This is a genomic window from Variovorax sp. LjRoot130, assembly GCF_964253755.1.
Lineage (GTDB): Bacteria > Pseudomonadota > Gammaproteobacteria > Burkholderiales > Burkholderiaceae_C > Variovorax.
In genome coordinates, this window is sequence record NZ_CAXURM020000001.1 from 3,254,444 (window position 1) to 3,279,975 (window position 25,532).

The 25,532-nt window shown below is 68.5% G+C and carries 25 protein-coding genes; 12 read left to right on the top strand and 13 right to left on the bottom strand.

Translation table 11 applies throughout. From position 1 onward, the window contains the following. Nucleotides 1-135: 135 nt before the first annotated feature. Genes ACSQ86_RS16165 through ACSQ86_RS16185 form a run of 5 tightly spaced genes read right to left on the bottom strand, consistent with a single transcriptional unit; the run spans nucleotide 136 to nucleotide 4,345 of the window. A complete protein-coding gene (locus tag ACSQ86_RS16165; RefSeq protein ID WP_436309123.1) occupies nucleotides 136-1,338 on the bottom strand; it encodes an acetyl-CoA C-acetyltransferase in 1,203 nt (400 codons plus the stop codon). A gap of 25 nt (nucleotides 1,339-1,363) precedes the next feature. Further along, nucleotides 1,364-1,942, bottom strand: a complete 579-nt coding sequence (locus ACSQ86_RS16170; RefSeq protein WP_436309124.1) for a nuclear transport factor 2 family protein — start codon at nucleotides 1,940-1,942, stop codon at nucleotides 1,364-1,366. Further along, entirely contained in the window at nucleotides 1,939-2,751 is an 813-nt protein-coding gene (locus tag ACSQ86_RS16175; RefSeq protein WP_436309125.1) for an SDR family NAD(P)-dependent oxidoreductase, read from the bottom strand. Before ACSQ86_RS16175 ends, ACSQ86_RS16170 begins: the two co-directional genes overlap by 4 nt. A gap of 8 nt (nucleotides 2,752-2,759) precedes the next feature. After that, nucleotides 2,760-3,566 carry an SDR family NAD(P)-dependent oxidoreductase gene (locus tag ACSQ86_RS16180; RefSeq protein WP_436309126.1) on the bottom strand — a complete coding sequence of 269 codons (807 nt, stop codon included), beginning with the start codon at nucleotides 3,564-3,566 and terminating at the stop codon, nucleotides 2,760-2,762. Nucleotides 3,567-3,622: 56 nt separating this feature from the next. Continuing rightward, nucleotides 3,623-4,345, bottom strand: coding sequence for an SDR family oxidoreductase (locus ACSQ86_RS16185; protein ID WP_436309127.1), 723 nt, complete (start codon nucleotides 4,343-4,345; stop codon nucleotides 3,623-3,625). 207 nt (nucleotides 4,346-4,552) lie between these two features. On the opposite strand from ACSQ86_RS16185, the gene ACSQ86_RS16190 reads away from it, so the two are divergent. The 3 genes from ACSQ86_RS16190 to ACSQ86_RS16200 all read left to right on the top strand — a co-directional run bounded on the left by ACSQ86_RS16190 (nucleotide 4,553) and on the right by ACSQ86_RS16200 (nucleotide 8,647). Further along, the gene (locus tag ACSQ86_RS16190) at nucleotides 4,553-5,707 is read left to right on the top strand and encodes a serine hydrolase domain-containing protein (protein ID WP_436309128.1); all 1,155 of its coding nucleotides are present in this window, start codon (nucleotides 4,553-4,555) and stop codon (nucleotides 5,705-5,707) included. A 121-nt stretch (nucleotides 5,708-5,828) separates the two neighbouring features. After that, nucleotides 5,829-6,668 (top strand): IclR family transcriptional regulator, encoded by an 840-nt coding sequence (locus tag ACSQ86_RS16195; RefSeq protein WP_093103566.1) that lies wholly within the window; start codon nucleotides 5,829-5,831, stop codon nucleotides 6,666-6,668. A 719-nt stretch (nucleotides 6,669-7,387) separates the two neighbouring features. Next, a complete protein-coding gene (locus tag ACSQ86_RS16200; RefSeq protein ID WP_436309129.1) occupies nucleotides 7,388-8,647 on the top strand; it encodes an NAD(P)/FAD-dependent oxidoreductase in 1,260 nt (419 codons plus the stop codon). On the opposite strand, the gene ltnD is transcribed toward ACSQ86_RS16200, so the two are convergent. From ltnD to ACSQ86_RS16230, 6 genes are read right to left on the bottom strand one after another with little or no spacing between them, the layout of a single operon-like run. Beyond that, entirely contained in the window at nucleotides 8,640-9,479 is an 840-nt protein-coding gene (gene ltnD / locus ACSQ86_RS16205) for an L-threonate dehydrogenase (RefSeq protein WP_436310272.1), read from the bottom strand. The two genes, ACSQ86_RS16200 and ltnD, sit on opposite strands and share 8 nt — an antisense overlap. A 14-nt stretch (nucleotides 9,480-9,493) precedes the next feature. Then, complete coding sequence (locus ACSQ86_RS16210; RefSeq protein ID WP_436309130.1) at nucleotides 9,494-11,101, bottom strand: acyl-CoA synthetase; 1,608 nt, start codon at nucleotides 11,099-11,101, stop codon at nucleotides 9,494-9,496. Further along, nucleotides 11,101-12,267, bottom strand: coding sequence for an acetyl-CoA acetyltransferase (locus ACSQ86_RS16215; RefSeq protein WP_436309131.1), 1,167 nt, complete (start codon nucleotides 12,265-12,267; stop codon nucleotides 11,101-11,103). Before ACSQ86_RS16215 ends, ACSQ86_RS16210 begins: the two co-directional genes overlap by 1 nt. Nucleotides 12,268-12,299: 32 nt before the next feature. Further along, nucleotides 12,300-13,526 carry an MFS transporter gene (locus ACSQ86_RS16220; RefSeq protein WP_436309132.1) on the bottom strand — a complete coding sequence of 409 codons (1,227 nt, stop codon included), beginning with the start codon at nucleotides 13,524-13,526 and terminating at the stop codon, nucleotides 12,300-12,302. A gap of 4 nt (nucleotides 13,527-13,530) precedes the next feature. Next, nucleotides 13,531-14,709, bottom strand: coding sequence for an alpha/beta hydrolase (locus ACSQ86_RS16225; RefSeq protein WP_436309133.1), 1,179 nt, complete (start codon nucleotides 14,707-14,709; stop codon nucleotides 13,531-13,533). A gap of 55 nt (nucleotides 14,710-14,764) precedes the next feature. Continuing rightward, nucleotides 14,765-15,763 (bottom strand): quinone oxidoreductase family protein, encoded by a 999-nt coding sequence (locus ACSQ86_RS16230; protein WP_436309134.1) that lies wholly within the window; start codon nucleotides 15,761-15,763, stop codon nucleotides 14,765-14,767. 86 nt (nucleotides 15,764-15,849) lie between these two features. Here ACSQ86_RS16230 and ACSQ86_RS16235 point away from each other — a divergent pair, with 86 nt between their 5' ends. Genes ACSQ86_RS16235 through ACSQ86_RS16245 form a run of 3 tightly spaced genes read left to right on the top strand, consistent with a single transcriptional unit; the run spans nucleotide 15,850 to nucleotide 18,183 of the window. Further along, a complete protein-coding gene (locus tag ACSQ86_RS16235) occupies nucleotides 15,850-16,173 on the top strand; it encodes a 2Fe-2S iron-sulfur cluster-binding protein (protein ID WP_436309135.1) in 324 nt (107 codons plus the stop codon). A gap of 4 nt (nucleotides 16,174-16,177) precedes the next feature. Beyond that, the gene (locus tag ACSQ86_RS16240) at nucleotides 16,178-16,996 is read left to right on the top strand and encodes an SDR family NAD(P)-dependent oxidoreductase (RefSeq protein WP_436309136.1); all 819 of its coding nucleotides are present in this window, start codon (nucleotides 16,178-16,180) and stop codon (nucleotides 16,994-16,996) included. Further along, entirely contained in the window at nucleotides 16,993-18,183 is a 1,191-nt protein-coding gene (locus ACSQ86_RS16245; RefSeq protein WP_436309137.1) for an MFS transporter, read from the top strand. Before ACSQ86_RS16240 ends, ACSQ86_RS16245 begins: the two co-directional genes overlap by 4 nt. A 46-nt stretch (nucleotides 18,184-18,229) precedes the next feature. On the opposite strand, the gene ACSQ86_RS16250 is transcribed toward ACSQ86_RS16245, so the two are convergent. Both ACSQ86_RS16250 and ACSQ86_RS16255 read right to left on the bottom strand, forming a co-directional pair. Continuing rightward, entirely contained in the window at nucleotides 18,230-18,820 is a 591-nt protein-coding gene (locus tag ACSQ86_RS16250) for an NAD(P)-dependent oxidoreductase (RefSeq protein WP_436309138.1), read from the bottom strand. An 8-nt stretch (nucleotides 18,821-18,828) separates the two neighbouring features. Beyond that, nucleotides 18,829-19,533 (bottom strand): NIPSNAP family protein, encoded by a 705-nt coding sequence (locus tag ACSQ86_RS16255; protein WP_436309139.1) that lies wholly within the window; start codon nucleotides 19,531-19,533, stop codon nucleotides 18,829-18,831. 86 nt (nucleotides 19,534-19,619) lie between these two features. Here ACSQ86_RS16255 and ACSQ86_RS16260 point away from each other — a divergent pair, with 86 nt between their 5' ends. From ACSQ86_RS16260 to ACSQ86_RS16285, 6 genes are all read left to right on the top strand, one after another. Continuing rightward, nucleotides 19,620-20,570, top strand: a complete 951-nt coding sequence (locus ACSQ86_RS16260) for a quinone oxidoreductase family protein (protein WP_436309140.1) — start codon at nucleotides 19,620-19,622, stop codon at nucleotides 20,568-20,570. Nucleotides 20,571-20,584: 14 nt separating this feature from the next. Further along, nucleotides 20,585-21,190, top strand: coding sequence for an NAD(P)H:quinone oxidoreductase (wrbA, locus tag ACSQ86_RS16265; RefSeq protein WP_436309141.1), 606 nt, complete (start codon nucleotides 20,585-20,587; stop codon nucleotides 21,188-21,190). A gap of 39 nt (nucleotides 21,191-21,229) precedes the next feature. Continuing rightward, the gene (locus ACSQ86_RS16270; RefSeq protein WP_436309142.1) at nucleotides 21,230-22,075 is read left to right on the top strand and encodes an IclR family transcriptional regulator; all 846 of its coding nucleotides are present in this window, start codon (nucleotides 21,230-21,232) and stop codon (nucleotides 22,073-22,075) included. Between the two features lie 141 nt (nucleotides 22,076-22,216). Next, complete coding sequence (locus ACSQ86_RS16275) at nucleotides 22,217-23,065, top strand: LuxR C-terminal-related transcriptional regulator (protein WP_436309143.1); 849 nt, start codon at nucleotides 22,217-22,219, stop codon at nucleotides 23,063-23,065. Nucleotides 23,066-23,146: 81 nt separating this feature from the next. Then, nucleotides 23,147-23,719 (top strand): hemerythrin domain-containing protein, encoded by a 573-nt coding sequence (locus ACSQ86_RS16280; protein WP_436309144.1) that lies wholly within the window; start codon nucleotides 23,147-23,149, stop codon nucleotides 23,717-23,719. Nucleotides 23,720-23,721: 2 nt separating this feature from the next. Further along, nucleotides 23,722-25,497, top strand: coding sequence for an FAD-dependent monooxygenase (locus tag ACSQ86_RS16285; RefSeq protein WP_436309145.1), 1,776 nt, complete (start codon nucleotides 23,722-23,724; stop codon nucleotides 25,495-25,497). The last annotated feature ends 35 nt before the right edge of the window (nucleotides 25,498-25,532 follow it).

Sequence of the window (25,532 nt, forward strand, 5' to 3'; positions counted from 1 at the left end):
TGTGTGTCTCTCCTGGTTCTGGCTGCACCGGACGCGAGCTGCCTCGCGGGCATCAGGTATCAATACTCGAATGACGTTCTGAAATATAAACGCGTCGAGTTGGCGCTGTCAATGCGGTACGACCCGTGAGGTTCACTACGACCCGGCCCGCTCGAAGAGCGCGGCCAGCCCCTGCCCGCCGCCGACGCACATCGTCTCCAGCGCATAGCGGCCCTGGCGCCGTTTCAGCTCGTGCAGCATCGTCGCGAGGATGCGCACGCCGGTCGCGCCGATCGGGTGTCCGAGCGAGATGCCGCCGCCATTGACGTTGAGCCGGTCGGCATCGTTCCATTCCCAGCCCTTCAGCACCGCCAGCACCTGTGCCGCAAAGGCCTCGTTCAGCTCGACGAGATCGAGCCGGTCGAACGACAGGCCGGTGCGCGCCAACAGCTTCTTCACCGCGGGCACGGGACCGATGCCCATGCGCGACGGCTCGCAGCCGGCGACGGCCCACCCGCGCACCCAGGCCATCGGCTCGAGCTTCAGTTCGGCCAGCTTGTCCTCGGCGACGACCAGGCAGGCGGCGGCCGCATCGTTCTGCTGGCTCGCGTTGCCGGCGGTCACGGTGCCGCCCTTCAGCACGGGCTTCAGCTTCGCCAGCGTCTCCATCGTGGTCTCGGCACGGATGCCTTCGTCGCGCGCGAAGTGCAACGCCTCGCCCTTCTTCGCCGGCACGGCGACGCTCACCACCTCGTGCGCGAAGCGGCCTTCGCGCCAGGCCGCGGCGGCGCGCTGATGGCTGCGCATCGCGAAGGCATCGGCGGCCTCGCGCGAGATGCCGTAGTCACCCGCCAGGTTCTCGGCGGTCTCGGGCATGCCGGAGATGTAGCCGAAGCGGTGTTCGGGCTGCGAGCGCTCGCGACCGCGCTGCAGGCGGTCGTGCATCGTGACCGAGCCGGCGCGCGCGCCCCAGCGCAGGTCGGTGCTGTAGTACTCGATATTGCTCATGCTCTCGACGCCGGCGGCCACGACGACATCGGCCGCGCCGGTCTGCACCTGCATCGCCGCATCGATCACGGCCTGCAGCCCCGAGCCGCAACGCCGGTCCAGCGTCATGCCCGGCACCGCGACCGGCAAGCCGGCATCGAGCGCGGCATAGCGGCCGAGGCAAGGCGCCTCGCTGTTGGCGTAGGACTGGGCCATCACGACCTCGTCGATGCGCTCCGGGTCGATGCCGCTGCGGGCGACCAGCGCCTTCAGGACGGCGCTGGCGAGCTGGTCGGCGGGCAGCGGCTTCAGGCTGCCGCCGAAGGCGCCGACGGCGGTGCGCAAGGGGGAGACGATGGCTGCTCTGCGCATGCGTCAGCTCCTCGTGGATACGGGATCAGGGTGCATGCGTCACCGCGCGTCGGGCAACGTCCCCCTGCGCCTCCCAGTAGGCCGCCCAGCTCGGCCAGGCATGCGGCAGGCTCGGCGCGAACTTCGGGCCTTCGTACTTGCCGGGCCAATTCTGGAAGCCCGCGCCCTCGCCGCGGTTGGGGCGCTGCTGCCAGTCGGTCGAGTACCAGTGCTTCTCGTCGCGGCGCTCGAAGCACCAGAGGCCTTCGCTGCGGACGTAGCGGTCGAAATAGCAGATGGACATCTCGATCCACAGGTCCTTGTCTTCGTGTCCGGCACGGCAGTAGACCGTGCCGCTCGCGTGATCGGCGTCGATCAGCTCGATCGTCTGGCCGCACACCAGGTGGACCGAGCGGTAGAAGGCCGTGAGCACATGCCGGCTCGCGTAGTAGCGCTTCAAGGCCTCGCGTCCGATGCCCCAGCGGCCGCAGTCCACATCGGCGGCGAAGAGCGCGACCAGGGCATCGACATTGCGTGAGTCGACCGCGACGGCGTAGCGCGCGGGCAGTTGCCCGATCGCCAGCTCAGCCTCGACGCGGGCCAGACGCTGCGCCAGATCGCTCACGATGCTGCCTCGCGTTCTGCGAAGTCCGCGACGTAAGGCTGGTGCGCCAGCGAACCGCCGTCGACGCAGATCACCTGGCCGGTGATGAAGCCGGCCTCGTCGGAGGCGAGGAAGATCACGGCGGCCGCGATGTCCTCGGGCCGCCCGAGCCGCGGCGTCAGATGGTGGCGCAGCATGATCTCTCCGACGCCGGAGGCGGCATAGCTGTCCCTGGTCGACGGCGTGACGATCAGCCCCGGCGAGATCGCGTTGCAGCGGATGCCTTCCTTGCCGTGCTGCGTCGCGACGCTCTGCGTCAGCGAGTTGATCGCGGCCTTGGAAGCGCTGTAGGCGCTGTGCGAGAGCGCGCCGGCGAGCGCCGCATTCGAGCTGGTGTTGACGATCGAGCCGCCGCCGCGCCGGCGCAGGTGCGGGATGGCCGCCCGGCAAGCGAGCATCGTGCCGCGCAGGTTGACGCGCAGGATCGCGTCCCAGACCTCGGTCTCGACGGTGGCAACCGGCCGGTCGCGCGTCGACGAGAGCCGTGTGTCGGCCGCGTTGTTGTGCAGGATGTCGAGGCCGCCGAGCCGGGAGACGGTGGCTTCGACCATCGCGAGCACCGAGCCCTCGTCGCCGAGATCGACCTGCAGCGCGATCGCCCGGCCGCCCTCCGCCTCGATCGCTGCGACCTGGCGCTCGGCGGCGGCCAGGTCGATGTCGCCGACCGCGACCGCGGCGCCTTCACGCGCCAGCGCCATCGCGCAGGCCGCGCCGATGCCGCCGCCCGCGCCGGTCACCAGCGCCACTTTTCCTTGCACGCGTCCCGTCATGGCTGTCCTCACAATGCGGTGTACAGGCCGCCGTCGACGGGCAGGTTCTGCCCGCTGACGTAGCCCATCAGGTCGCTGCAGAGCGCCACGACGGCGCGGCCGATGTCCTCGCGCGGCGCGCCCATGCGGCCGAGCGGGAACATGCGGAGGTAGGCGTCGCGGACCGCGGGGTTCTGGGCGAAGAACACCTGGGTCGGCTCGGTGGCAGCGGCGGGCTCGATCGCATTCACGGTGATGCCGTAGGGCCCCCACTCGCGCGCCAGCGACTTGACGAAGCCGCGGTCGCCGCCCTTCAACGCCGAATACACCGGATTCATCGCCGCGCCATGCAGCCCGAAGGCCGAGCCGAGCACGATGAAGCGGCCGCTCCCGCTGGCCCGCAGGTGCGGCACCGCGGCCTGGGCGCAATGCAGGTTGCCGTCCCAGGCGACGCGGGCCTGTCGCAGCCAGTCTTCTTCCGTGACCTCTTCGAGCGCGATCGGATGCGCCGAGTCTGCGCCGGCGTTCGCGTTCTGCACCAGGATGTCGAGCCGCCCCCAACGGGCGACGGTTGCTTCGACCGCACGGTTCACCGCCGCGGCGTCGCCGACATCTGCCTCCAGCGCGAAAGCAGTGCCGCCCTCGGCGGCAATCAGCGCGACGGTGTCGTCGCAGGTCGCCCCCCGGCGCCCGGTCACGGCCACCCGCGCGCCCGCGGCGGCGAGCGCCAGCGCGATGCCGCGGCCGATGCCGGCGCCGGCGCCGGTCACGAAGGCGACGCGGCCCTGCAGCAGGCCCGCGCCGGTTGTCGTCGTCGTTGCGCTTGCATTGCTCATTGGAGTACCTTCGCCTTCGGCTGCGGTGCGAGCGCCTTCGGGCGGCCGGGCGGCGCTCATGGCACCATCCAGTCGCCGCCGTCGAGGTTGAAGCTCGCGCCCGTCACGCCGCGCGCCCCATCGCTGCCGAGCCATGCGATCACGTCGGCCACCTCGGCTTCCGCCTCGGGCACGCGGCCGAGCGCTGGCGGCGGCGGACCGAGCTCCGGCGTCGGCGGCAGCGCGGCGTCTGCCAGCGAGGGCGCGTAGCGCTGCGCCCCGACGCCGACCCAGTTGAGGCGCATGCCGTGCCGGCCCCATTGCCGCGCCGCCGACTTGACCAGCGTGCGCTGCGCTTCGGCCAGCGTGATCAGCGCGACGAGGCCGGCCGCACCGACCAGCGCCGTCGAAGGGCCGACGACGACCGTCGCCCCGCCCGCCTCGCGCTGCTGGCGATGGGCCGCCTGCAGGAAGTACAGGCTCGTGAGCATGCTGCGATGCACGGCGGAGTGCCATTGCTCGGCAGAAAGCGCCTCGAGCGGGCGCGACGCCAGCGCCGCAGGCGTGGCGCCCGCATGCACGACGAGGTCTGCGCCGCCGGCCTCGCGCGTGGCATCCCCGAGGGCGGCCTCCGCGTCGGCGCGCGAGCCGGGCGCGACGTCGATCTCGACCACGCGCGCCCCATGCCGCCGCAGCCCGCGCGCCAGCGCAGCACCGAGGGCCAGCCCCGGCATCGCCACGATCGCGCACCGGCCCGCCAGCAGTGCCGCATCGGCGTCTTGCGCTACTCCTTGAACCATGCCTTGCTCCTTTGTCGACCCGGGCCCAGGGCTCTCGAGCTCGTGAAAAAGCGACGTCATTTATTTGAACGTCGTTCTACAATATAAACCAATTGGCGAGGCCTCAACAAGAGCTTCGAGGCTTCTTTTTCGATCGAAGGCCCCGCTGCGCGCCCAGGTCGCCGCTGCCACATCGACCCGTGCAGCCCACCTCGAAAGGAGACCCGCTTGACCCCGCCCATGCTCGACGCCAACCCTCCGGTGCAACGCGCCATCGATGACGCGATCGCCAGCGGCCGCGAGATCGGCATTCAGGTGGCCGCCTACCATCGCGGCCGCCTGGTGGTGGATGCGTGGGGCGGCCTGGCCGATCCGGCAAACGGCCGCCCCGTCGACGGCGAGACGCTCTTCAACGTCTACTCGGTCACCAAGGCCGTCGCCGCGACGGCAGTGCACATGCTGGTCGATCGCGGCCGGCTCGACTACGACGCACCCGTGGCGACATGGTGGCCGGAGTACGCCGCCCACGGCAAAGGCAGAACCACGCTGCGCGACGTGCTGACGCATCGCGCCGGCATTCCGCAGATGCCGGAGGGGATGACCCCGGAGCGCTTGTGCGACTGGCCCTGGATGACCCGCGCGATTGCCGAGCTCACGCCGCTGGCGGAGCCCGGCGCGAAGACCATGTACCTGTCAATGACCTTCGGATGGATCCTCGGTGAACTGGTGCGCTGCGCCGACCCGGACCATCGCTCGCTCGGCCGCTTCGTGCGCGAGGAGATCGCTGCGCCGCTCGGCGCGCCGGACCTCTGGATCGGTATCCCCGATGCTGTCGAGCCGCGGATCGCGCGGCAGTTCGACGCGATGCGGCCGCTCCCGGCCGAGCACTTGCCGCCGCTCTATCTCGCCTCGATGCCGCCCGCGGTCGCGCTGGGACCGGCGGTGTTCGAGCGACCCGAGGTGCGCCGCGCCGAGGTGGCCGGGGTGGGCGGCATCTTCACCGCACGCAGCGAAGTGCGTTTCTGGGCCATGTTGGCTGGCGGCGGCGAGCTCGACGGGGTGCGGCTGCTCTCGGAAGGCCTGGTGGCCACGCTGAACACGCCGCGTGCGCACAGCGACGAGGCCGATCCGGTGATGTTCGGCTTCCCGATCCCGATCACGATCGGGGGTTACTGGTTCGGCGGCGAACATCCACCAGTGTGTTCGGCGAAGAACCCGCGCGCGATCTGCCATCCCGGCCAGGGCGGCTCCATCGGCTGGGCCGATCCTGATGCGCAGCTCGCCGTGGCGATCTGCCACAACCGTCTGTTCAACCCGGCAACACGCGACGAAGACGCGATCCTGACGATCGCCGAGGCCGTGCGTGGCGCATTGAAACTCTGAAGAGATCGCGCAGCGCGTGCCGCGACCTTCGTCAATCGCCTGTCGATGAATCGCCAGAGTCGGTAGGGGGGTGCCCCAGTAAAATGGCGATTCAGCATCCCTGAATGGGCGAAGGATTCGAATGACAAGACAGGCGAGATCGGCGCCGCTGCCCGCGGAAGACCCTGAACGCGATACCACCGGCCCGCGTTCCCTGACGCGCCTGTTGGGATTGTTCGACGTGTTGTCGCTGACGCAGAACGGGATGTCGCTCGCCGAGTTGAGCGCAACGCTGGCAGCGCCGAAAAGCAGCCTGCTGAATCTGCTGCGCCCCCTCGTGGCCGAAGGCTACCTGATCCACAGTGAGGGCAGCTATCGCATCGGCCCCTCGATCATCCGCCTCTCGGCGAGCGTGATGTCCGCATGGAACTTCCCGAAGATGATCCGGCCTTTCATGGAAGAACTCGTTGAACGCACCGGCGAGACCGTTTTGCTCGGCGTGCTCAACCGTGAGGCCGAGGCCGTGGCGTTTGTCGAACTTGTCAATAGCCCGCATCCGGTTCGCCTGCAAGTACCCGTCGGTACGGTTCGGCCGCTGTATGCGAGCCCGACCGGCTGGTTGCTGCTCGCATTTGCCGACAAGGGGTTCCGGGACGCGTACATGGCCTCGGTGCAGTTCAAGATCAAGATGCCGGCCGGGATCGCGAGGGCCTCGATCACGCGCGAGATGGCAAAGATCCGGACTGAAGGTGTGTGCAGTTCCATCGATACCCCTATCGCTGGGGTCGGGTCCGTGATTGCGCCCGTATTCGACGGCAATGGAGAGTGCATCGCATCGCTCACTGTCGCTGGCCCGGCAGATCGATTCCGGAAGGACATGGATCTGCTCAGAGCGACAGTCAAGGAATTGGCGGCGAGGGCTTCGGGCGTCGTCGGGGCTGTCCAGCCGAGCATGCCACCCATCTCAAGCCGAACAGGATGACGCCAGACGGGTGAAAGAGGCGCTGGATGCGGGAAAGACACTTGAGGGAGATAGCTGCCTGAGACGCGGCTGACGCTGCGAGCAGGATGGCCGCAACGCAGTCTGAAGCAGTCCATACTCATACCTGCCGCTGCGCGCCCACCACGGCGGGGATAACCGGTAAGCCGTCCCGCTTCGGCATCACGATATAAGCCGATGCGCTCATGGTTCAGGTTGAGGTCTGCCCTCCTCTACTCTCGACATGTGACACGCAATGCCGGAAAACTGCGAAGTAACGACAAGAGATGCCAGAACTTGAGGCTAGCGTGCTCGAATTGCCGTCGAAGCCGTGACATCCTTTGCCGGAATCACCGCCAAGCATTATCGAAATTCACAGCTGTCTCTGCGACTTAACTCATACTTTGGCCCCAGGAGCTGCTTTAGCATGGCCATAGCTCCTTCCGCCAGCCGCCCCCACTCAGGCGAGTGCTGCAACTCTGCGAACGACGTCGCGTTTGCGAATGCATCGATGGCGTGAATGTCCCCTTTGCAGGGACAGACAGCCCACGTCTTTGAAGTGACCATTCCTGGCTAGGAGGTATATAGATGGAATGGCTGCTCCCGTACAAGCTGGAAACTGACGAAGCCCAGATCAGTGGGCATCAGAAGGCGTGCCCCCAAACCGTTGAATCAGAACCCGAGGGACATGCGCTGCATCGAACAGAACAAGGCGCCGGCCCGTGGGCGCGCATATGCGCGGCGATGGCACCTTTCTGGAGGCGCTCGCAATGCAGCAGGTCGTGATCATCGGCGCCGGCCACGCGGGCTTCCAATGCGCGGCGTCCCTGCGGCAGGAAGGCTTTGACGGAAACATCATGCTGCTCGGAGACGAGGATTGCCTGCCCTATCAGCGTCCCCCGCTGTCCAAAGCCTACCTCCTCGCGAAGGCGAAGGCCTCGGATCTGCTTTTTCGACCGGGGCGCTTCTTCGACGAACATCGAGTTCAACTGGTGCTGGCGCGTGCGGAGTACATCGACCGCCAGGCGCAGCGCGTTACGCTGCAATCCGGCGAAAGCATCTCCTACGACCACCTGGTGATCGCCACTGGCTCCAGCCCGCGCAAGATCGCGCTCGAAGGCGCGACCCTCGACGGCGTGCTGAGCCTGCAGACGTTGACCGATGCGAACGGACTGCGGGAGCGGCTGCTTGCCAGCCGGCGTGCGGTGGTGGTGGGCGCGGGCTTCATCGGCCTCGAGTTTGCTGCCGTGGCACGCACGCTCGGACTGGAGGTCACAGTGGTGGATGTCGCCGACCGGGCACTGGCCCGCGCAGCATCGGCCGAATGCGCCCAGGTCATTGTCGAGTCGCATGTAGAGAGCGGCACGCGCCTGCTGTTTCGATGTGGCATCTCGGCTTTCGAAGGAAGGAACCGGAAGATCGCCGCTGTGCGCACCGTGGATGGTCAGGAATTGCCTGCCGACATCGTGGTGGTCGGCATCGGCGCGGAGCCTCGGACGCAACTCGCGGCGCGGGCCGGGCTCGCAGTCGAGAACGGCATCAGCGTGGACGAGCAGTTAGTCAGCTCCGATCCGTCCATCTCAGCCATCGGCGACGTGGCGGGCTTCCCGGATCAGGTGTCCGGCCGGCGGATCCGACTCGAGTCGGTGCAAAACGCTTCCGACCAGGCGCGCAGCGTGGCCGCGCGTCTGGTGGGAAAGACGGTGTCGCACAACCCGGTCCCCTGGTTCTGGAGCGACCAGGGAGACTTGAAGCTTCAGATCGCCGGGCTGCGCGCCGCAGACGATGAACACGTGGTCCTGGCCGAGCCGCATTCCCGTGCACGCACGGTGCTCTGCATCCGCAACGAGCGACTGGCCGCGGTGGAGACCATCAACCGCGCCGGCGACCATATGCTCGCGCGGCGGCTTCTGGCCAAGGGGGTCCACGTGACCGGCGCGCAGGCGCGAACGCCGGGCTTCCAACTCAAGGAACTCAGCTGATCCCCGGAAAGACTCTGATGACCGCGCTGTCGTCGGCGCGTCCAAGCCCGGCAGCCGCAGCTCTCGCGAACAACTCGTAGGCCGTCGACGCCAGCGGTGTCGGAAACTCGGCCTCGCGCGCTGCGTCGAGCACCAGTGCGAGGTCTTTCACGAAGATGTCCAGCGCAGTGTGTGTACTGCCGTCGCCCGAAAACATTCGAGGTGCCCGATCGCCGAAAGCCCAGGAGTCGCCAGCGCCGCTGCGGATGGCCTCGTACAGCAACTGCGGGTCCACGCCTTGCCGCATGCCGAACGCCATGGCTTCGGCCGCGGCCGCGATCTGCACGCCGACCAGCAACTGGTTGATCACCTTGACCTTGGAGCCAAGCCCAGGTGTCGCGCCGAACCGGAAGATGCGCGAAGAGACTGCCGCAAGCACATCCTCGCACGCGGCATATGCCTCTTCGGGCCCCGAGGTGAGCATTGTCAGTGTGCCTGCCGCCGCGCCACTGACGCCGCCGGTCACCGGGGCGTCGAGCAGAAGAAGGCCACGTTCCGAAAGACGCTGCGCAAGCCGCGCCACGAAGGCCGGCGGGGTGGTGGCCGAGGCCACCACCACCCGGCCCTCGCACATCGCCGCGGCCGCGCCGGTGGCGCCGAAAAGCACCTCCTCGGTCTGCTCAGCATCGACAACGAGCACGATCAGCACATCGCAAGCGGCACCGACCTGCGCCGGCGTGTCGGCCGCATGACCGCCGGCGCGCGCGAACGCCTCGTGGGCCTCGGGGCGCACGTCGCAGCCATGCACCTCGAAGCCGGCGCGCAGCAGATTGCACGCCACTCCCTGGCCCATGGCGCCCAGGCCGATCAGGCCGACGCGGCGCACTTGCGTCCCATCTCTATCTCGCCGCGCTCGAACAACTGCTGCCGGATGTCCTTCTTCACGATCTTCCCGTAGCCGGACTTCGGCAGCGTGTCCCAGAAGAAGACGTGATGCGGCCAGCGGTAGCGCGCGCAGCGGCCCTCCAGGTGTGCCATCAACGCGTCGCCATCGACCCGTGCGCCTTCGCGCTTGACCACCACGGCCACGCCGACCTCGCCCCACTTGCGGTCTGGCACCCCCAGCACCGCCACCTCGGCGACGCCGGGATGCGTCAGCAGCACCTCTTCCACTTCGCGCGGGTAGACATTGGAGCCGCCCGAGATGTACATGTCCGATTCGCGGCCGGTGATGAAGACCAGGCCGCGCTCGTCCATCCTGCCGAGGTCGCCGGTGTGGAACCAGCCGCCGCGCAACGCCTTCTCGGTCGCTTCCGGGTTGGCGTGGTAGCCGGAGAACACCGCCGGGCCGCGGCAACAGATCTCGCCGACCTCGCCCGCGGGCAGCTGCTTCAGTTCGGCGTCGAGGATTGCCACCTCCATGCCAGTGCGCGGGCGGCCGCAGCAGCCGATATTGGCGTTCGGGTCTGCGTCGTCGGCCGAGTGCATATCCGGCGGCAGCACGGTGATGTTGCCGGTCACCTCGCCGAGGCCGAAGTACTGCACCAGCACCTTGCCCAGCTTCTGCAGCGCCAGCTTCTGGTCAGCGCGGTACATGGGCGCGCCGGCGTAGATCATGTAGCGCAGCGAGCTGTGGTCGTAGCGGTCCACCGCCGGGTGCTCCACCAGGATCTTGACGATAGTAGGTACGGTGAAGAGATTGGTGATGCGGTGCTTTTCCACCGCTTGCCAGAAAGCCTCCGCGTCCAGCCTTTCGCTGGCCAGCAACACGGTGGGCGCGCCGCGCGCCACGTTCAGCAGCGCATGGATGCCTGCGCCGTGCGACAGCGGCGCGACCGCGATCGAGCAGTCGCGCTCGGTCGTGCCGGGGATCAGGTCAGCCAGGTGGTTGGTGACCACAAAGGACATCTGGCCGTGCGTCAGCACGCCGGCTTTGGGGCGCCCCGTGGTGCCGGAGGTGTAGAAGAACCAGAGGGGGTCGTCGCACGCCACCGTCTCGTGCTCGCCGGGCAGGTCGCGGTGATCGCGCACCAGGTCCTCGTATGAATGCTCACCCGCGCGCGGCGTGCCAATCGCGATCACGTGCTTCAGCGCCGACGAAGCTTCGCGAACCGCGTCGGCATGGCCCGCGAAAACGTCCTCCACGATCATGGTGCTGGCGCCGCTGGAGGCGCCCAGATACGCAACCTCCGACGGCGTCAACCGGAAGTTGGTCGGCACCCAGACGCAGCCCAGCCGGAATGCGACCCAGCAGCTTTCGAACATCTGTACGTTGTTGCGCGACTGCACGAGGATGCGGTCGCCCTTGCGCAGGCCAAGCTTGCGCAGCGCCGCCGTCATCGCCGCGACGCGCAGCTCCATCTCGCGCCAGGTCCAGGTCCGCCCTCCTTCGTGGATCAGCGCCGGCCGGTCCGGAAAGAGGCGTGCCGTGTGCGTCAGCAGCCGCCCCAGATTCATCACCTGCGCTGCGTTCATCACGCGCTCTCCAGGATGCTCAGGTAGCTGGCGACTGCGGAGCCGCCCATGTTGAACACGGCGCCGACGCGGGCGTCGCCCACCTGCATGCCGCCGGCGGTGCCCGACAGCTGCATCGCCGCCATCACGTGCTGCGACACGCCGGTGGCGCCGATCGGATGCCCCTTGGACTTCAATCCGCCGGACGGGTTGACGGGCAACTTGCCGTCCTTGCGCGTCACGCCGTCGAGGATCACGCGCGCGCCCTGTCCATGCGGCGCCAGCCCCATGGCTTCGTACTCCAGCAACTCGGCGATGGTGAAACAGTCGTGTGTCTCGACGAACGACAGGTCGCCCAGCTTCGTTTCAGCTGCCGCCAATCCCTTCTGCCAGGCCATCGCCGCACCCAGGAACTTCGTCGGATCACGGCGGGACATCGGCAGGAAGTCGTTGACGTGGGTGCGGGAGCGCCAGCGCACCGGCGACACCTTCGCACCGGCCAGCGGCTCGGTCGACAGCACCAGCGCGGCTGCGCCGTCGGACACCAGCGAACAGTCGGAGCGCTTGAGCGGCCCAGAGACATAGGGGTTCTTGTCCGAAGGTGTGCGGCAGAAGTCGAAGCCGAAGTCACGCCGCATGTGGGCGTACGGGTTGTGCATGCCGTTGGCGTGGTTCTTGGCTGCGATGGCCGCGAGTGCGTCGGACTGGTCGCCGAAGCGCTCGAAGTACTTCGTCGCGATGCCGCCGAAGATGCCTGCGAAGCCGGCCGGGTCGCTGCCCTCTTCCTTGACGTAGGAGCACTTGATCAGCGTGGCCGCCACCTCCGGCGTGCGCAGCCCGTTCATGCGCTCCATGCCGATCACCAGCGTGCGCTTCATACGGCCGGCTGCCATCGCATCCAGCGCGGCCCAGATCGCCGCCGAGCCGGTGGCACAGGCGTTCTCGGTGCGCACCGCCGGCGTGTGGCGGAACTCGGGCATCGCCACCGCCGGCAGCGAGGCGGTGAAGTCCTGGCCGACGAAGCCGGCGTTGAAGTGGCCGACGAAGATGCCGTCGATGTCCTTGGGCTCCAGGCCTGCGCTGTCCAATGCCGGTTGCACGGCGTCGCGGATGAGCTGCTCCAGTTCGACGTTGTCCAGCTTGCCGAAAGGCGTGTGGCCCCAGCCGGCGATGTATGCGTTGGTCATGATGGTCCTCGTGGGATGAAGGGTGGAACGATTCAGGGAGCGACGGGTTGAGCGACGTCGGGGCGGCCATGGCGCTGCACCAGCGTCAGGGCAATCAGGCCGGTGGATGCGACCAGCACGCCGGTGGTGAGCGACAGCACGGCGGCACTGCCGCTGCTGTACATCACCCCCATCCAGGTGCCGCACAGAAACGCGGCGGCGGCGAAGATGAAGCCACCGAGCGCCGAGGCTGCACCGGCTTGCAACGGGAACGGCGTGGCCATGCCGACATGGCCGCAGGGCTGGTGGATGCCGTAGGCCAGCAGCATCAGCCACAGGCCGGCGGCCAGCGTGATAGGTGTGTGCGCATTCGCGAGTTGCGGCGCGATCAGGAGCAGGGCGGCTGCCAATGACAAGAAGCCGGCGCGGCGTACGGCGACCACGATGCCATGCGCCGCGATCCAGCGCCGGCAGAGGAAGGTACCGATCAGGTAAGTGACGGACGCGCCTCCGATCACCAGCCCGAAGGCCACGCGCGAGACGCCGAAGGTCTCGATGAAGAGGTACGCGGAACTGGAGAAGAAGCCGAAGTTGGCCGCATAGCCGCAGGAGTTGAGGAGAGTCCAGGACCGGAAGGCCGGGTTACGAGCGATGCGCACATAGCCGGCGAACAGCGGCCCGAGCTGCAAGGCGTCGGGATTGAGCGCACGCGCCGTCTCCGGAACGCGCAGCAGCACCAGCGCCACGCCGGCCACGCTGCACACGGCCATGGACCACAGCGTGGAGCGCCAGCCCAGCGCCTCCGTCAGCAGTGCACCGGTCACCGGAATCAACATGGTCATGCAGGCCAGCACGGACATCGCAACGGTCATGACATGGGTGCCGCGCTGTTGCTCGAACAGGTCGCGCACCATGGCGCGGCCGCAGACCATGGTGGCGGCGATGCCCAGGCCTTGCATTGCGCGGGCGGCGATGAGTACCTCAATGCTCGGCGCGAGTGCGCCCAGGCCCGCACCAGAGGCGTACAGCAGGAAGCCGGCCACCAGCACCGGCCGGCGGCCGAAGCGGTCGGCGGCGGGACCCCACAGCAACTGGCTGAGACCGAAGCTGAACACCAGCACGGCCAGCGTCAGCTGCACCACGCCCACCGACGCGGCGTACTCGTTGCGGATCGCGGGCAACGCTGCCAGGTAGAGATCGGTGCCGAGCGGCTGCACCGCCGTGGCAAGGGTCACGACGAGGACGACCAGCGCCGGCCCCATGGCCGCCTTGGCGTTCAAGGGATCAGGGCTCCAGCAGCCCGCGTTGCTGCAGCCAGCCGCGTATCAGCGCCGTGGCCTCCTTCAGCAGCTCGGGCTGGCCCGCGTAGTAATGGGTGGCGCCCTTGATGATGCGGAAGGTCTTGTCGGGCGACGCGGCCGCTTCGTACAGCATCTTGGGGTGCGTCTGCGGCGCAGCGTCGTCGGCGCTGTTCTCGATCACAAGCAGCGGAGCCTTGATCCGCTTCGAGCCCTCCAGGCCATTGCCGCACGAGTCGTCCAGCGACCATTGCGACAGCCAGGAGCGCAGCGTGGTGAAGCGGGCCAGCCCCACCGGGCCGGTGTTCACAGTCTCCGGGTTGCCCATGTAGCACCAGCGCGGCTTGCGGTCGTTGGGGTCGAGCATCGGGTCCAAAAAGCGCGGGTCGGCCAGTGTGCGGTGCACGATGAAGGGGCGCTCCATCTCGCCGGTGTCGCGCGCCTTCAGCTCGGCCAGCGTCTGCTTCACCCACGCCGTGATGCGCCGCATGCGGGCCAGCTGAGCGGCGCGGTAGCGCTGGATGTACTCGGGCGAGTACGGCGGCTGGTTCGGGTTGCGCGGATCGTAGATGTCGAGTTCGACCTCGCGTTCATCGGGATCCAGTTCGTCCTTCACCGACGGGTCGATGGCTTCGGCCAGCAAGTGGGCACGGGAAAGGTGCGCTGCCTGGTAAACCACGGCATCGGCCGGGATCAGCCCTGCTCCCTTCACATTGACCGGGTCGCCGGCCGGCGTGTGCGTGATGGTGGGGTTCTCGGCCTCGGCCTGGTAGCTCACCGCCAGCGCGCCGCCGCCGGACCAGCCGACCAGCACCACATGCTTGTAGCCCCAAACCTCCTTGGCGTGGCGGATGTACGCGCCCAGGTCGAGGAACACCTTTTCCATGATCAGCGCGGTGTCGTTGCGCTGGTAGCGGCTGCCCGCGCAGAGCACGTGCGCGCCGGTCTCGGCCATCGCGCAGGGCACCGGCAGCAGCTGTAGGGTGGAGGCCGGGTGCATGAAGACCATCAGCGTGTCCGACGCCTTGTCCGCGGGCCGAAAGCGGATGCCTTCGAGGTTCACCGCGCCCTGGTTGCCGGCGAAGCCGTAGGTTTCGGTGAAGGCGGCGCGCTCCTCGTACTGGAGGTGCACCCATTCGGTCAGGACGGCGAGGGCTTGGGTCATTGCACGACTGTAGGTGGGCATCGGCGCCACCACAGTCCCCCGGCGGCGGTACAGCCTACGGGATCAGGAGGACCGAGCCGACCGTGCGGCCCTGCTCGACGTCCGCGTGTGCCTGTGCCACCTGCGCGAGCGGATAGGTGCGGCTGACCTCGACCTTGATCGCGCCGCTGCGCACCAACTGGAACAGCTCGCCACAGGCTTCAGCGCGAGTTTCCGGCGTGGCGGCATGGAAACCGAAGCCCGGCCGGTGCAGGACGAGGCAGCCCTTCTGCGCCAGCAGCATCAGGTTGAAGGGTGGCACGTTGCCCGAGGCGTTGCCGTAGTTCACCACCGCGCCGAACGGCCGCATGCAGTCGAACGATGGGATGAAAGTGTCCTTGCCGACGCCGTCGAACACGGCGGCCAGGCCCTGCGGCGCTAGCTTGTTGGCGGCGGCGACGAAGTCCTCCTCCCGGTACAGGATGGTGTGGTCGCAGCCGTGGGTCCACGCGAATTCGGCTTTTGCTTCCGAGCCGACGGTGCCGATCACCGTGGCGCCCAGGTGGTGGCTCCATTGCGCCAGCAGGCTGCCGACGCCGCTGGAGGCGGCATGGACCAGGATGGCCTCGCCGGGCTGCGGCCGGTGGCAGCGGTGGATGACGACGGAAGCGGTCAGGCCCTTCAGCAGCATGGCCGCGGCCTGCTGGTCGCTGATATCGTCCGGCAGCTTCACCAGGCATGTCGCCGGCAGGTTGCGCTGCTCCGCATAGGCACCGGTGTCCTGGAAGAAAAGGCCGCCAGTGCCGGCGTAGGCGACGCGGTCGCCGGTGCGCAAGCCCGTGACCTCGTCACCGACGTCTTCCACCACGCCCGCAGCCTCGTTGCCCAGGATCACCGGGAACTGCGGCTCATTGCCGAGGTAGAAGCCGCCGTTGCGGACGTTGATGTCGGAGAAGTTGAGGCCGATGGCCGTGTGGCGCACGCGTACCTGGTGTGGGCCCGGCGGCGGCAGTTCGAGCGGCACGGCCTCGAGCACTTCGGGGCCGCCGTTGCGGTGGATGGCGATGGCTTGCATGTCGACGAGTGTGCGGCGAAGCGGCGTGCTCCGCCGTCCCCTCCGAGGGGACTGACATCCGATCGCGGACCGCCGACAGTGACGCCATGACAAAGGCCACCTTCATCTGCGCCGACGGCGCGCACCGCGACGTCGACGTCGCCATCGGCACCAACCTCATGCGCGCTGCCTGCGACCACGGCATCGATGAAATCATCGGGGACTGCGGCGGCGCGCTCAGCTGCGCAACCTGCCACGTGTTTGTCGAGGACGGCTATACGGATCGCCTGTCCTCGATGGCACCCAGCGAGGACCAGATGCTGGACTACACCGCGGCCGATCGCCAGGCGAACAGCCGCTTGGCCTGCCAGATCGTCATGAGCGCCGCCACCGAAGGCATCGTGGTGCGCATCGCCAATCCGCAGGTCTGATGCGATGGCTGATTCCTGGCTGCAACTTGAAGGCAAGGTCTGCGTCGTCACCGGCGCGGCCGGTGGCATCGGCATCGGCATCGCGCGCGAACTCGCGGAGGTCGGCGCCAGGGTGGCCCTGCTGGATCGCGACGAACAGGGCGCGACGAAAGCCGCGGCTGACATCGCGAGGACGGGAGCCCGCGCGATCGCAGTCGCCTGCGACATCACCGACAAGGCCGACGTGGAACGCGCCGCCGCGACCGTGGAACGCGAGTTGGGCCACTGCGACGTGCTGGTAAACAACGCCGCCACCATCTACGCCGCGGCGCTGATGGACATCGAGCTGGAGCGCTGGAACCAACTGATGGCCGTCAACCTCAACGGCTTCCTGCTCTGCGCGCAGGCCTTCGGCCGCCAGATGATCGCCGCGGGCGGCGGCAGCATGGTCCATGTCGCCTCGATCTCGGGCCGCGTGCCGCAGCCGTACAGCGGCCCTTACAGCATCAGCAAGGCAGGCGTGAAGATGCTGTCGCAGCTGCTGGCCGTGGAACTGGGCGAACACCGGATCCGCAGCAACGTGGTGAGCCCGGCAATGGTGCGCACGCCGCTGACCGAAGGCATCTACCAGGATCCATCCGTGCTGAAGAAGCGCGAGTCCATCGTGCCGGCGGGGCGCATCAGCGGGCCGAAGGACATCGCCGACGTGGTGGCGTTCCTCGCCAGCCCGCGGTCCGGCTACGTGAACGGCCAGGACGTGCTGGTCGATGGCGGCCTCAGCACCACATGGCTGTCGCTGATCCCGCGCCCCGGCTTCGAGAAGCAGGACGCGGAAAAGGCATGACCGGCGTGCGGCGAAGCGGCCTGGCTGCGCTCGCCACGGTGCACTTCTGCAGCAGCGCGATGATGCGCGTCTGCGACCCGATGCTGCCTGCGTTGGCGCAGGCCTTCGGCGTCACTACCGGCCGCGCCGCGCTGACTGTTTCGGTCTATGCGGTGGCCTACGGCCTGCTGCAATTGCTGTTCGGCCCGCTCGGCGACCGTTACGGCAAGCGGCGCGTGATCGGCTGCGCCGCGCTGGGCTGCGTGGTCGGCAACGTGCTGGCCTTGTTTGCGGTGAGCCTGGAAATGCTGGTGGTGGCGCGCTTCCTCGCCGGCGCCACCGCCGCCGGCATCATCGCGCTGGTCCTGGCCTGGGTCGGCGACACCGTGCCGTATGCCGACCGGCAGCCGGTGCTGGCGCGCTTCCTGATGCTGTCGCTGGGCGGGATGATCGCCGGCCAGTGGGTGTCGGGCGTCCTCACCGAATGGCTTGGCTGGCGCGCAGTGTTCACGCTGCTGGCCGTGGTGTTCTGCGCAGGCGGGCTGGCGATCAGCTTCAATCGCGACGTCCGCGCGGAACCTGTGCGGCCGCCCTCCCCCGATGGTCACTTGCGCGACATCCGCAACGTGCTTTCGGTGCCGTGGGCGCGTTGGATGTTGCTGATCGTGATGGTCGAAGGCGCCTTCGCCTTCTGTGGCCTGGCGTTCCTGCCGGCCTTCCTGGTGCGCGAGTTCGGGCTCGGCCTGTCGGCGGCGGCGGCCGTGGTGGCGCTGTACGGCGTCGGCGGTTTCTTCTACGCCTTCACGGCCCGGCGACTGCTGGCGGTGCTGGGCGAAAGCGGCATGGTGCTCGTCGGCGGACTCGCGCTGGGCATCGGCTGGCTTGCACTGGCCGCGGGCCATCAATGGGCGCTGTCGCTGCCGGCCTGCCTCCTGGCCGGCGTCGGCTTTTACATGCTGCACGGCACGCTGCAAACACATGCCACCCAGATGGTGCCCGCGCTGCGCGGCACCGCAGTCAGCCTGTTCGCCTCCACCATGTTCCTTGGCATCGCCGCCGGTGTGGCCGTGGCCTCGGCGGTGGTGGACCGCGTCGGCACGCGCCCGGTGTTCATGGCCTGCGCGATCGCGTTGGCCATGCTGGGCGCGGTGTTCGCCCTCAGCCTGCGGGAACGGCTGCATGCGGCAGCCACCACTCCTCCAGCGTGATCTCGAGGGAATGTCAGCAATGCCACTGCAGGGGGACAGGCGCGCTTCAGTAGCCGGTGCCGACGAGCCGGCCCAGGTGGCGGGCCGCTTCCAGTTCGTCCACCAGCGCGCAGGCAAAGTCCGCATACGAGATCGTGCTGCGCCCCTGCGCATCGCACACCAGCGCGCCCACCGCCATTCGGTAGCGGCCGGTCCGCTCTCCCTGCGCGATCTGCGCCGCCGGAGCGACGCAGGTCCAGTCGAGATCGGATGCAGCCAGCACCGCTACCGCGTCCTCGTGCGCCTTCACCTTCGGCAACAAGGCCACCGGGAAGCCGGGCTGGTCCGCGAGACGCGCGCCAGGTGCCACGGCCAGGCCACCAGCACCACCCACCGTGATCAGCCGCCCTACGCCCGCCTCACGCGTCGCCTGCACCAGCGATGCCGTGACGGTCGCCAGCAGCTGCGGCGCATCGGCCGGCGCTCCATAGGCGCTGATCAGTACGTCCTGCCCCCGCAGCGCCTGGGCCAATACATCGGGATCGAACAGGTCGACCTGCGCCCGCAGCAGGCAGTGCACTGCATGGCCCCGGTTGAGAGCTTCGCGTGCTACATGGCGGCCAATGCGCCCGGTGCTGCCCACCAGCGCGATCTTCATCGCGCCGCTCAACCCGCGCTGCGCCCCAGCCCCGCGCGGATCGTCATGCCCGGTGCCGGGTCGAGCAGGTTGACTTCGGCGCGCTGGAAAAATGTCGTTCCGTGCTTCTTGCGCTGCTCGACCAAGGCCGCGCGCAGCGTCTCGTTGCGGTCCAGCGTCTGGCGCCCCGCGTGCCACTTCGCAGCATCCGGCCAGGCGTACAACAGCACGATCTTCTGCATGCCGGCGCCAGCAGCCATGTCCCACACGGCCAGCACGCGAGCGCCCGCCTCGCGCACCAGCGGCAGCCAGGTTTCCTGCAGGAACACGTTGGCATTGGCGTTCTGCCCTGGCGCGATCTGCTGCTGCACCAGCTCGTGCAGGCCGCCCACCGTCGTCGCCGAATCGGCATTCATGGTCCAGGCCACGTTGGGCTTCAGAAAGAACAGGTCGTGCCGCTCCACCATCTCGTGCCCGGCATTGGTCTCTGCGCGGATGCGCCACCATTCGGCGTCCGCGTAGAAGCTGGCCCACACCGCCTCGCGGTGCGCGTAGTCGCGGTAGGCCATCAGGTAGACGAAGCGCGGCGCGTCGGGGCCCGCCACCGCATTCCAGCGCGCGACGCAATCGACGCCATGCTTGGCGAACAGCGCCGGAAAGTGCTCGTTGAAGCGGGCGTGCACGTCGACCATGCGGCCCGGTGCGACGGAATAGAGGCGCAGCTCGTAGATCATGGCGTTCAGCTTAGCTGCGCGGCGCCGGCTGTCTGTCCCGTCGAAGGGGGGCATACCGGGCCGCGGGCGCTGCCTATGCTGGCTGGATGAAAGCCATCGTCTCCACGGCTGAAGGCGCGCGGCTGGCCGACGTGCCGGTACCGCAACCCCTGCCCAACGAAATCCTCGTCCGCGTGAAAGCTGCCAGCCTGAACCGTGCCGATCTCGCCGGACTCGCGGCCAAGGACGGCAAGGTGATCGGCATGGAGTGGGCGGGCGAGGTGGTCGAGGCGGGGCCGCAGTCCGGCGGCTGGAAGCCGGGCGACCGCGTGATGTGCACCGGCGCCGGCGCCTATGCCGAATACGCCGTCACCGACGGCGGCCGCGCCTGCAGAATTCCGGACAGCACCCTGCCCTACGAGGAAGCCAGCATCCTCATCCTGGCGCTGCAGGCCATGCACGATGCCATCGTCACCCACGGGGAACTGAAGCGCGGCCAGGACATCCTGATCCACGGTGCCGCCTCCGGCGTAGGCCTGATGGGGCTGCAGATCGCGCGGCTGCTCGGCGCCGGCAAGGTGATCGGCACTTCCACCAACGCGGCGCGCCGCGCGCGGCTGGCCGAGTTCGGCGCCGACCTGGTGCTCGACCCCGGCCAGCCCGAGTGGCACCAGCGCGTCCTGGAGGCCACCGGCGGCAAGGGCGTGGAAGTCGTCGTCGATCAGGTCACCGGCAAGCAGTTCGCGCAGACCATGCAGACGGCCGCGGTCGGCGGGCGCATCGTCAACCTCGGGCGCCTCGGCGGCGCCGGCGGCGAGTTCGACTTCCAGCTGCACGCACTGCGCCGCATCAGCTACATCGGCGTCACCTTCCGCACCCGCTCAATCGACGAGGTTCGCACGCTCAACGCGAAGATGCTGGCCGACCTCGGCAGCGCCATCGGCGAGCGCCGTCTCACGCTGCCCATCGACAGCCGTTTCCCATTGGCCGAAGCCGGCGCCGCGCTGGAGCGCATGAGCGCCAATCAGCACTTCGGAAAAATCGTTCTCATCGTCTAGACAAAGAAGAAGCCATGGCCAACGTCACCATCGTCTACTACAGCAGCACCGGCCATACCTGGCAGATCGCCCGCGCCGTCGAGGAAGGGGCGCGCGCCGCCGGCGCCGAGACGCGGCTGCGCAAGGTACGCGAGTTGGCCGACGTCGAGGCCATTGCCGCCAAGCCGGCGTGGAAGGAACACCTGGAGGTCACGCGCGACGTGCCCGATGCCACGCTGGACGACATGGAGTGGGCTGACGGCTTCGTCTTCGGCACGCCCACGCGCTTCGGCCTTCCGGCGGCGCAGCTGAAGCAGTTCATCGACACGCTTGGCCCGCTGTGGGCGCAGGGCAAGCTGCAGGACAAGGCCGCCGCCGCCTTCACCGGCGCCGGCAACGTGCATGGCGGCCAGGAGGCCACGCTGCTGGCGTTGCACAACGTCTTCTACCACTGGGGTTCGATCATTGTGCCCGTGGGCTACACCGACAAACTGCTGTACGCGGCGGGCGGCAATCCGTACGGCGTGAGCTTCACCGACGGCCGAGGCAAAGGGTTGCCGGAGGAGAAGTTGGCTGCCGCGCGCTTCCAGGGCCAGCGCATTTCGCGTTTCGCTTCCATCCTGGCCGCGGCCCGCGCCTGAGCTCATGGCGGCATGGGAGCCCATGCTAGGCTGATGCGGATGAATCCGTCCACGCCAACGACCGAAGAAGACCTGCCCGGCAACGGCAGCGCTGCGAGCGACGAGGACGCCGGCGGCGTGCAGGCGGTCGACACCGCGGTGCGCGTGCTGTCGGCGCTGATCGACACCGGCGCGCCGCTGATGCTGAAGACCGTGGCGGAGCGTGCCGAGATGCAGCCGCCCAAGGCCTACCGCTACCTGGTGAGCTTCTGCCGCGGCGGCCTGGCCGAGCGCGACGCCGCGAGCGGCGGCTACCGACTGGGTCCGCTGGCTGTGCGCCTGGGGCTGGCGGCGCTGCGGCGGCTGAATGTCGTGCAGGTGGCGTCGCCCACGCTGGGCGAACTGCGCGACGAACTCGGCTTTACCGTCGGCCTGGCGGTCTGGGGCGCGGCCGGTCCGACCTTTGTGCGCTTCGAGGAAACGAATGACGCGCTGATCATCAGCGGCCGGCCCGGCTCGGTCATGCCGATCCTCACTTCATCTACCGGGCGCGTGTTCGGCGCGTACCTGCCCGCGTCGCAGACCGCACCTCTCATCCAAAGGGAAATGGCCGGCTCGCAGCACCCCGGTGCCACCCCCACTCAGGTCGCCCGCAAGATGAACAAGGCGGACGTCGAGGCGCTGTTCGCGGCCGTGCGCAGTCACAAGCTCGCGCGCGTCGAGGGTGACGTCAATCCGGGACTGCATGGCGTCTCCGCACCGCTCTTCGACCACGCCGGCGCGGTGGTTGGTGTGATCACCGTGATGGGTTCGGCGGGCCTGATCGACACTCGGCTGGATGGCCGCATCGCCACCACCCTGGCCGCGCGCGCGGAGGAGGTTTCGCGCCGAATGGGCTGGGCCTGAACGGCGCCATTCGAGGGTTTCCACTAGAACAGTCAAGATTTCGATAGGCGTAATCTGATTACGTATTATGAAACTTGCCATGGAACGCAGAAATCCGGGCACCCAGCGCAGCAGCGCATGCCAGTCACCAGGAGACACCCCATGATGACGTTGATGGTTCAGGACCAACCTGACGCCGGCCGCAGCCCGGAGATTGCCCTCGCCCGCCTGGTCGACGGCCTGGGCAACGACCGCTTCGGTCCGGCGCTGGCCAGCTACCTGCACGGGCTGTGCGGTGCCGACCACTTCGCGGCCTTCCGCCTCGGGCACGACGAACTGCGCGAAGTGGCAGCCTGCTGCGTGCAACCGGAGCGCACCGCACGCGACCGCGTCGAGAGCTACGTCAAGCAGGGCCTGTGGAAACACGACCCGGCGATGACAGAGGCGCAGCGCTGCGTCGAGGGGGCTGCGGCCGCGATCATCCACGTCGACTTCAGCGACCACGGTTACGACGACCTGCGCCCACGCGTGTACCCGCACGTGCGCGACCGCATCCTGCTGTGCGGCCGCGGCGCCAATGGCGCCTTCGGCCTGAGCGTGCTGCGCGCCGACTCGCATTCGCCCTTTGCCCACGAAGCCATCGAAAAGCTGGGCCAGGCGGCCGAGCTGCTGGTGGCCATGCTGGCCAAACACGCCAACGTCTGCCAGAGCCGTCCGAACGTAGCGCAGGCCCTGACCTCGCTGCCCGAGATCGAGAGCTGCATCGTCGCGACCAGCCCTCTGCCGCGGCGCGAGGCCGAGGTGTGCGCCCGTATCCTTTACGGCCTGTCCTCGGTGGGCATCGCACTGGACCTGACCGTGAGCGAGGAAACCGTCAAGACCTATCGCAAGCGCGCCTACCAGCGCTTGGTCATCGGCAGCGAGCGCGAGCTGCTGACGTGGTACCTGGCCCGCTGGAGCCGCTGGAGCGCCGAGCGCTTTCAGGCCGCGGCCTCCACCGCGCTGCACTGAGCGCTTCTCGGCGTCCCCCGTAGCGGGGACTGACCCCGACGCGCGGCCGTGCGTCAATGCGAGCATGCCAACGCGCCGCCGATGACACTCATGCAGCCGCCTGCCATCCAGCTGATCGTCGAGGACCACCAGGCCCTCGCCGCGGTGCTGCGGGCGCTGCGCGACGCGGTCGAGCGCGCCGGCAGGTCCGGCAGCGCGCCGGACTTCGACGAGCTGCGCGCGATGCTGTTCTACCTGGACGAGATGCCCGCGCGCGTGCACCACGCCAGCGAGAGCAAGCTGCTGTTCCCGCGCATCCGCGAGCGCTGCCCGGCGCTGCGCCCGGTGTTGGACCGGCTGGAAGCCGAACACGAGCGCGGTGAATCCGCCGTGCGCGAGCTGGAGCACGCCCTGGCCGCCTGGGAGGTGATGGGCGAGGTCCACCGCGAGTCGTTCGAGCTGCTGGTGCGAACCCACGTCAACGTCTACCTCGGCCACATGGACGTCGAAGAGAGCTACGTGCTGCCGGTGGCGGTGGACTTCCTGTCGCCCGCCGACTGGCGCGAGCTCGCCGAGGCACTCACCCGGCAGCGCAGCGAGCTCGGCGTATCGATGGCGCAGAGCCACCGCGCACTGTTCGCGCGCATCACGGCCAACCATCCCCTTCAGAAATGACCATGCAAGACATCGAAGTCCCCGTCCTGATCGTCGGCGGCGGCGGCTGCGGCCTCGCCTCCTCGCTGTTCCTGTCGCGCCAGGGCATCCGCAGCCTGCTGATCGAGCGCCATCCCGCGCCCGGCCGCTTGCCCAAGGCACGCTACGTCAGCCAGCGCACGATGGAGCTGCTGCGCCAGTTCGACGTGGCCGACCGCGTCTACGAGCGCTCGATGCCGCTCAAGCACATCTCGCACATCCGCTGGTGCACCACGCTCGCCGGCGACGGCGAGCTCGACCGGCGCACCTTCTACCGCATCGAATCCTTCGGCGGTGGTTCGCTGGCGCAGCACTACGCCAGGGACAGCCCGTGCGAGTCGACGCTGTTCCCGCAGGTGCGCATGGAGCCGCTGCTGCGCGAGATCGCTTCGGCAGAAGACAAGGCGCAGGTGCTCTACAACCACCAACTGCAGTCCTTCGAGCAGGATGACGACGGCGTGACGGCGATCGTGCGTGATCGCGCCACCGAAAAGGACATCCGCGTGCGCGCCAAGTACCTGGTCGGCGCTGACGGCGGCAAGACCGTGGGGCCGGCAGTGGGCGCCGTCATGACCGGCGCCACCGACCTGGCGCACATGGTCACCGTGTACTTCCGCGCCGACCTGTCGCAGTACTGGGACGACGACTACTCGATGACGACCTGGTTCGTGAACCCCGAAGGCGGGTCGTGGGCAAGCGGCGTGCTGGGACAACTGGGCCCGACCAAGTTCGGCCGGCACTCCGAGGAGTGGATGTTCCACTTCAGCTTCCGCCCCGACGATCCCTCGCGCTTCGAGGAGGCGTCGCTCCTGCCGCGGATGCGCGAACTGCTGAAGATCCCGGACCTGAACCCGGACATCATCGGGATCGGCCACTGGACGGTCGAAGGCGTGCTGATCGACCGCTACCGCTGGGGCCGCGTGCTGCTGGCCGGCGATGCCGCACACCGCCATCCGCCCACCACCGGCCTGGGCCTGAACTCCGCGATCCAGGACGCACACAACCTGGCATGGAAGATCGCCGCGGTACTGAAAGGCCAGGCACATGACAGCCTGCTCGATAGCTACGAGGCCGAGCGCCGCCCGGTGGCGGCGGCCAACATCCAGTGGGCGCTGATGACTTTCCAGAACCACCAGCTGACCGATGCCGGAATCGGGCTGGTGCGCGGAAACGCCGAACTGAGCCAGGCCAACTTCCGCCGCTACTTCGCCGACGACCAGGAAGGACGGACGCGCCGCGCGCGGCTGGCGCAGATCATGGATGTGCAGCGCATGGAATGGCAGGCGCACGACATCGAGCTCGGCTACCACTACGACATCGGCGCGGTGATGCCGGACGGCACGCCGACGCCGGAGCGCGACCCGCTGGGACAAACGTATGTGCCGACCACACGGCCGGGGCATCGCCTGCCGCATGCATGGCTCGAGCGCGATGGCCAGAGGCTTTCCACGCTCGACCTGGTCAAGCCAGGCCGCTTCGTGCTGCTCACCGGCCGCAAGGGTTCGGGCTGGGCCGAAGCGGCAGCGGCTGTGGCGCGCACCAGCGGCGTCCCGATCGAGGTAGTCGAGATCTCGGACGAGTCCGCGGTGCGCGATGCAGACCTCAGCTGGCGCCACCTGCGCGGCGTGTCCGCCGACGGGGCGGTCCTTGTGCGGCCCGATCAACACGTGGGCTGGCGCTCGGCGGGGCGCAGCGAGAAGGCGCAGGCCACGCTGGCAGCAGCGCTGACCCGAATTCTTCAACGAGACATCACGGCCTGACCTGTAATCCCGCAGCGAGGCCCGGCCTGCAGAAA

What these genes read in the sequence shown, in the direction of transcription:
- ACSQ86_RS16180 (WP_436309126.1), bottom strand. Translation starts at nt 3,566, where the DNA reads ATGAGCAATGCAAGCGCAACGACGACGACAACCGGCGCGGGCCTGCTG.
- ACSQ86_RS16260 (WP_436309140.1), top strand. Translation starts at nt 19,620, where the DNA reads ATGAAAGCCATCGTCTCCACGGCTGAAGGCGCGCGGCTGGCCGACGTG.
- ACSQ86_RS16225 (WP_436309133.1), bottom strand. Translation starts at nt 14,709, where the DNA reads ATGACCCAAGCCCTCGCCGTCCTGACCGAATGGGTGCACCTCCAGTAC.
- ACSQ86_RS16285 (WP_436309145.1), top strand. Translation starts at nt 23,722, where the DNA reads ATGCAAGACATCGAAGTCCCCGTCCTGATCGTCGGCGGCGGCGGCTGC.
- ACSQ86_RS16250 (WP_436309138.1), bottom strand. Translation starts at nt 18,820, where the DNA reads ATGAAGATCGCGCTGGTGGGCAGCACCGGGCGCATTGGCCGCCATGTA.
- ltnD (WP_436310272.1), bottom strand. Translation starts at nt 9,479, where the DNA reads ATGGGCCAGGGAGTGGCGTGCAATCTGCTGCGCGCCGGCTTCGAGGTG.
- ACSQ86_RS16175 (WP_436309125.1), bottom strand. Translation starts at nt 2,751, where the DNA reads ATGACGGGACGCGTGCAAGGAAAAGTGGCGCTGGTGACCGGCGCGGGC.
- ACSQ86_RS16280 (WP_436309144.1), top strand. Translation starts at nt 23,147, where the DNA reads ATGACACTCATGCAGCCGCCTGCCATCCAGCTGATCGTCGAGGACCAC.
- ACSQ86_RS16165 (WP_436309123.1), bottom strand. Translation starts at nt 1,338, where the DNA reads ATGCGCAGAGCAGCCATCGTCTCCCCCTTGCGCACCGCCGTCGGCGCC.
- ACSQ86_RS16215 (WP_436309131.1), bottom strand. Translation starts at nt 12,267, where the DNA reads ATGACCAACGCATACATCGCCGGCTGGGGCCACACGCCTTTCGGCAAG.
- ACSQ86_RS16275 (WP_436309143.1), top strand. Translation starts at nt 22,217, where the DNA reads ATGATGACGTTGATGGTTCAGGACCAACCTGACGCCGGCCGCAGCCCG.
- ACSQ86_RS16255 (WP_436309139.1), bottom strand. Translation starts at nt 19,533, where the DNA reads ATGATCTACGAGCTGCGCCTCTATTCCGTCGCACCGGGCCGCATGGTC.
- ACSQ86_RS16245 (WP_436309137.1), top strand. Translation starts at nt 16,993, where the DNA reads ATGACCGGCGTGCGGCGAAGCGGCCTGGCTGCGCTCGCCACGGTGCAC.
- ACSQ86_RS16235 (WP_436309135.1), top strand. Translation starts at nt 15,850, where the DNA reads ATGACAAAGGCCACCTTCATCTGCGCCGACGGCGCGCACCGCGACGTC.
- wrbA (WP_436309141.1), top strand. Translation starts at nt 20,585, where the DNA reads ATGGCCAACGTCACCATCGTCTACTACAGCAGCACCGGCCATACCTGG.
- ACSQ86_RS16240 (WP_436309136.1), top strand. Translation starts at nt 16,178, where the DNA reads ATGGCTGATTCCTGGCTGCAACTTGAAGGCAAGGTCTGCGTCGTCACC.
- ACSQ86_RS16230 (WP_436309134.1), bottom strand. Translation starts at nt 15,763, where the DNA reads ATGCAAGCCATCGCCATCCACCGCAACGGCGGCCCCGAAGTGCTCGAG.
- ACSQ86_RS16210 (WP_436309130.1), bottom strand. Translation starts at nt 11,101, where the DNA reads ATGAACGCAGCGCAGGTGATGAATCTGGGGCGGCTGCTGACGCACACG.
- ACSQ86_RS16270 (WP_436309142.1), top strand. Translation starts at nt 21,230, where the DNA reads ATGAATCCGTCCACGCCAACGACCGAAGAAGACCTGCCCGGCAACGGC.
- ACSQ86_RS16185 (WP_436309127.1), bottom strand. Translation starts at nt 4,345, where the DNA reads ATGGTTCAAGGAGTAGCGCAAGACGCCGATGCGGCACTGCTGGCGGGC.
- ACSQ86_RS16195 (WP_093103566.1), top strand. Translation starts at nt 5,829, where the DNA reads ATGACAAGACAGGCGAGATCGGCGCCGCTGCCCGCGGAAGACCCTGAA.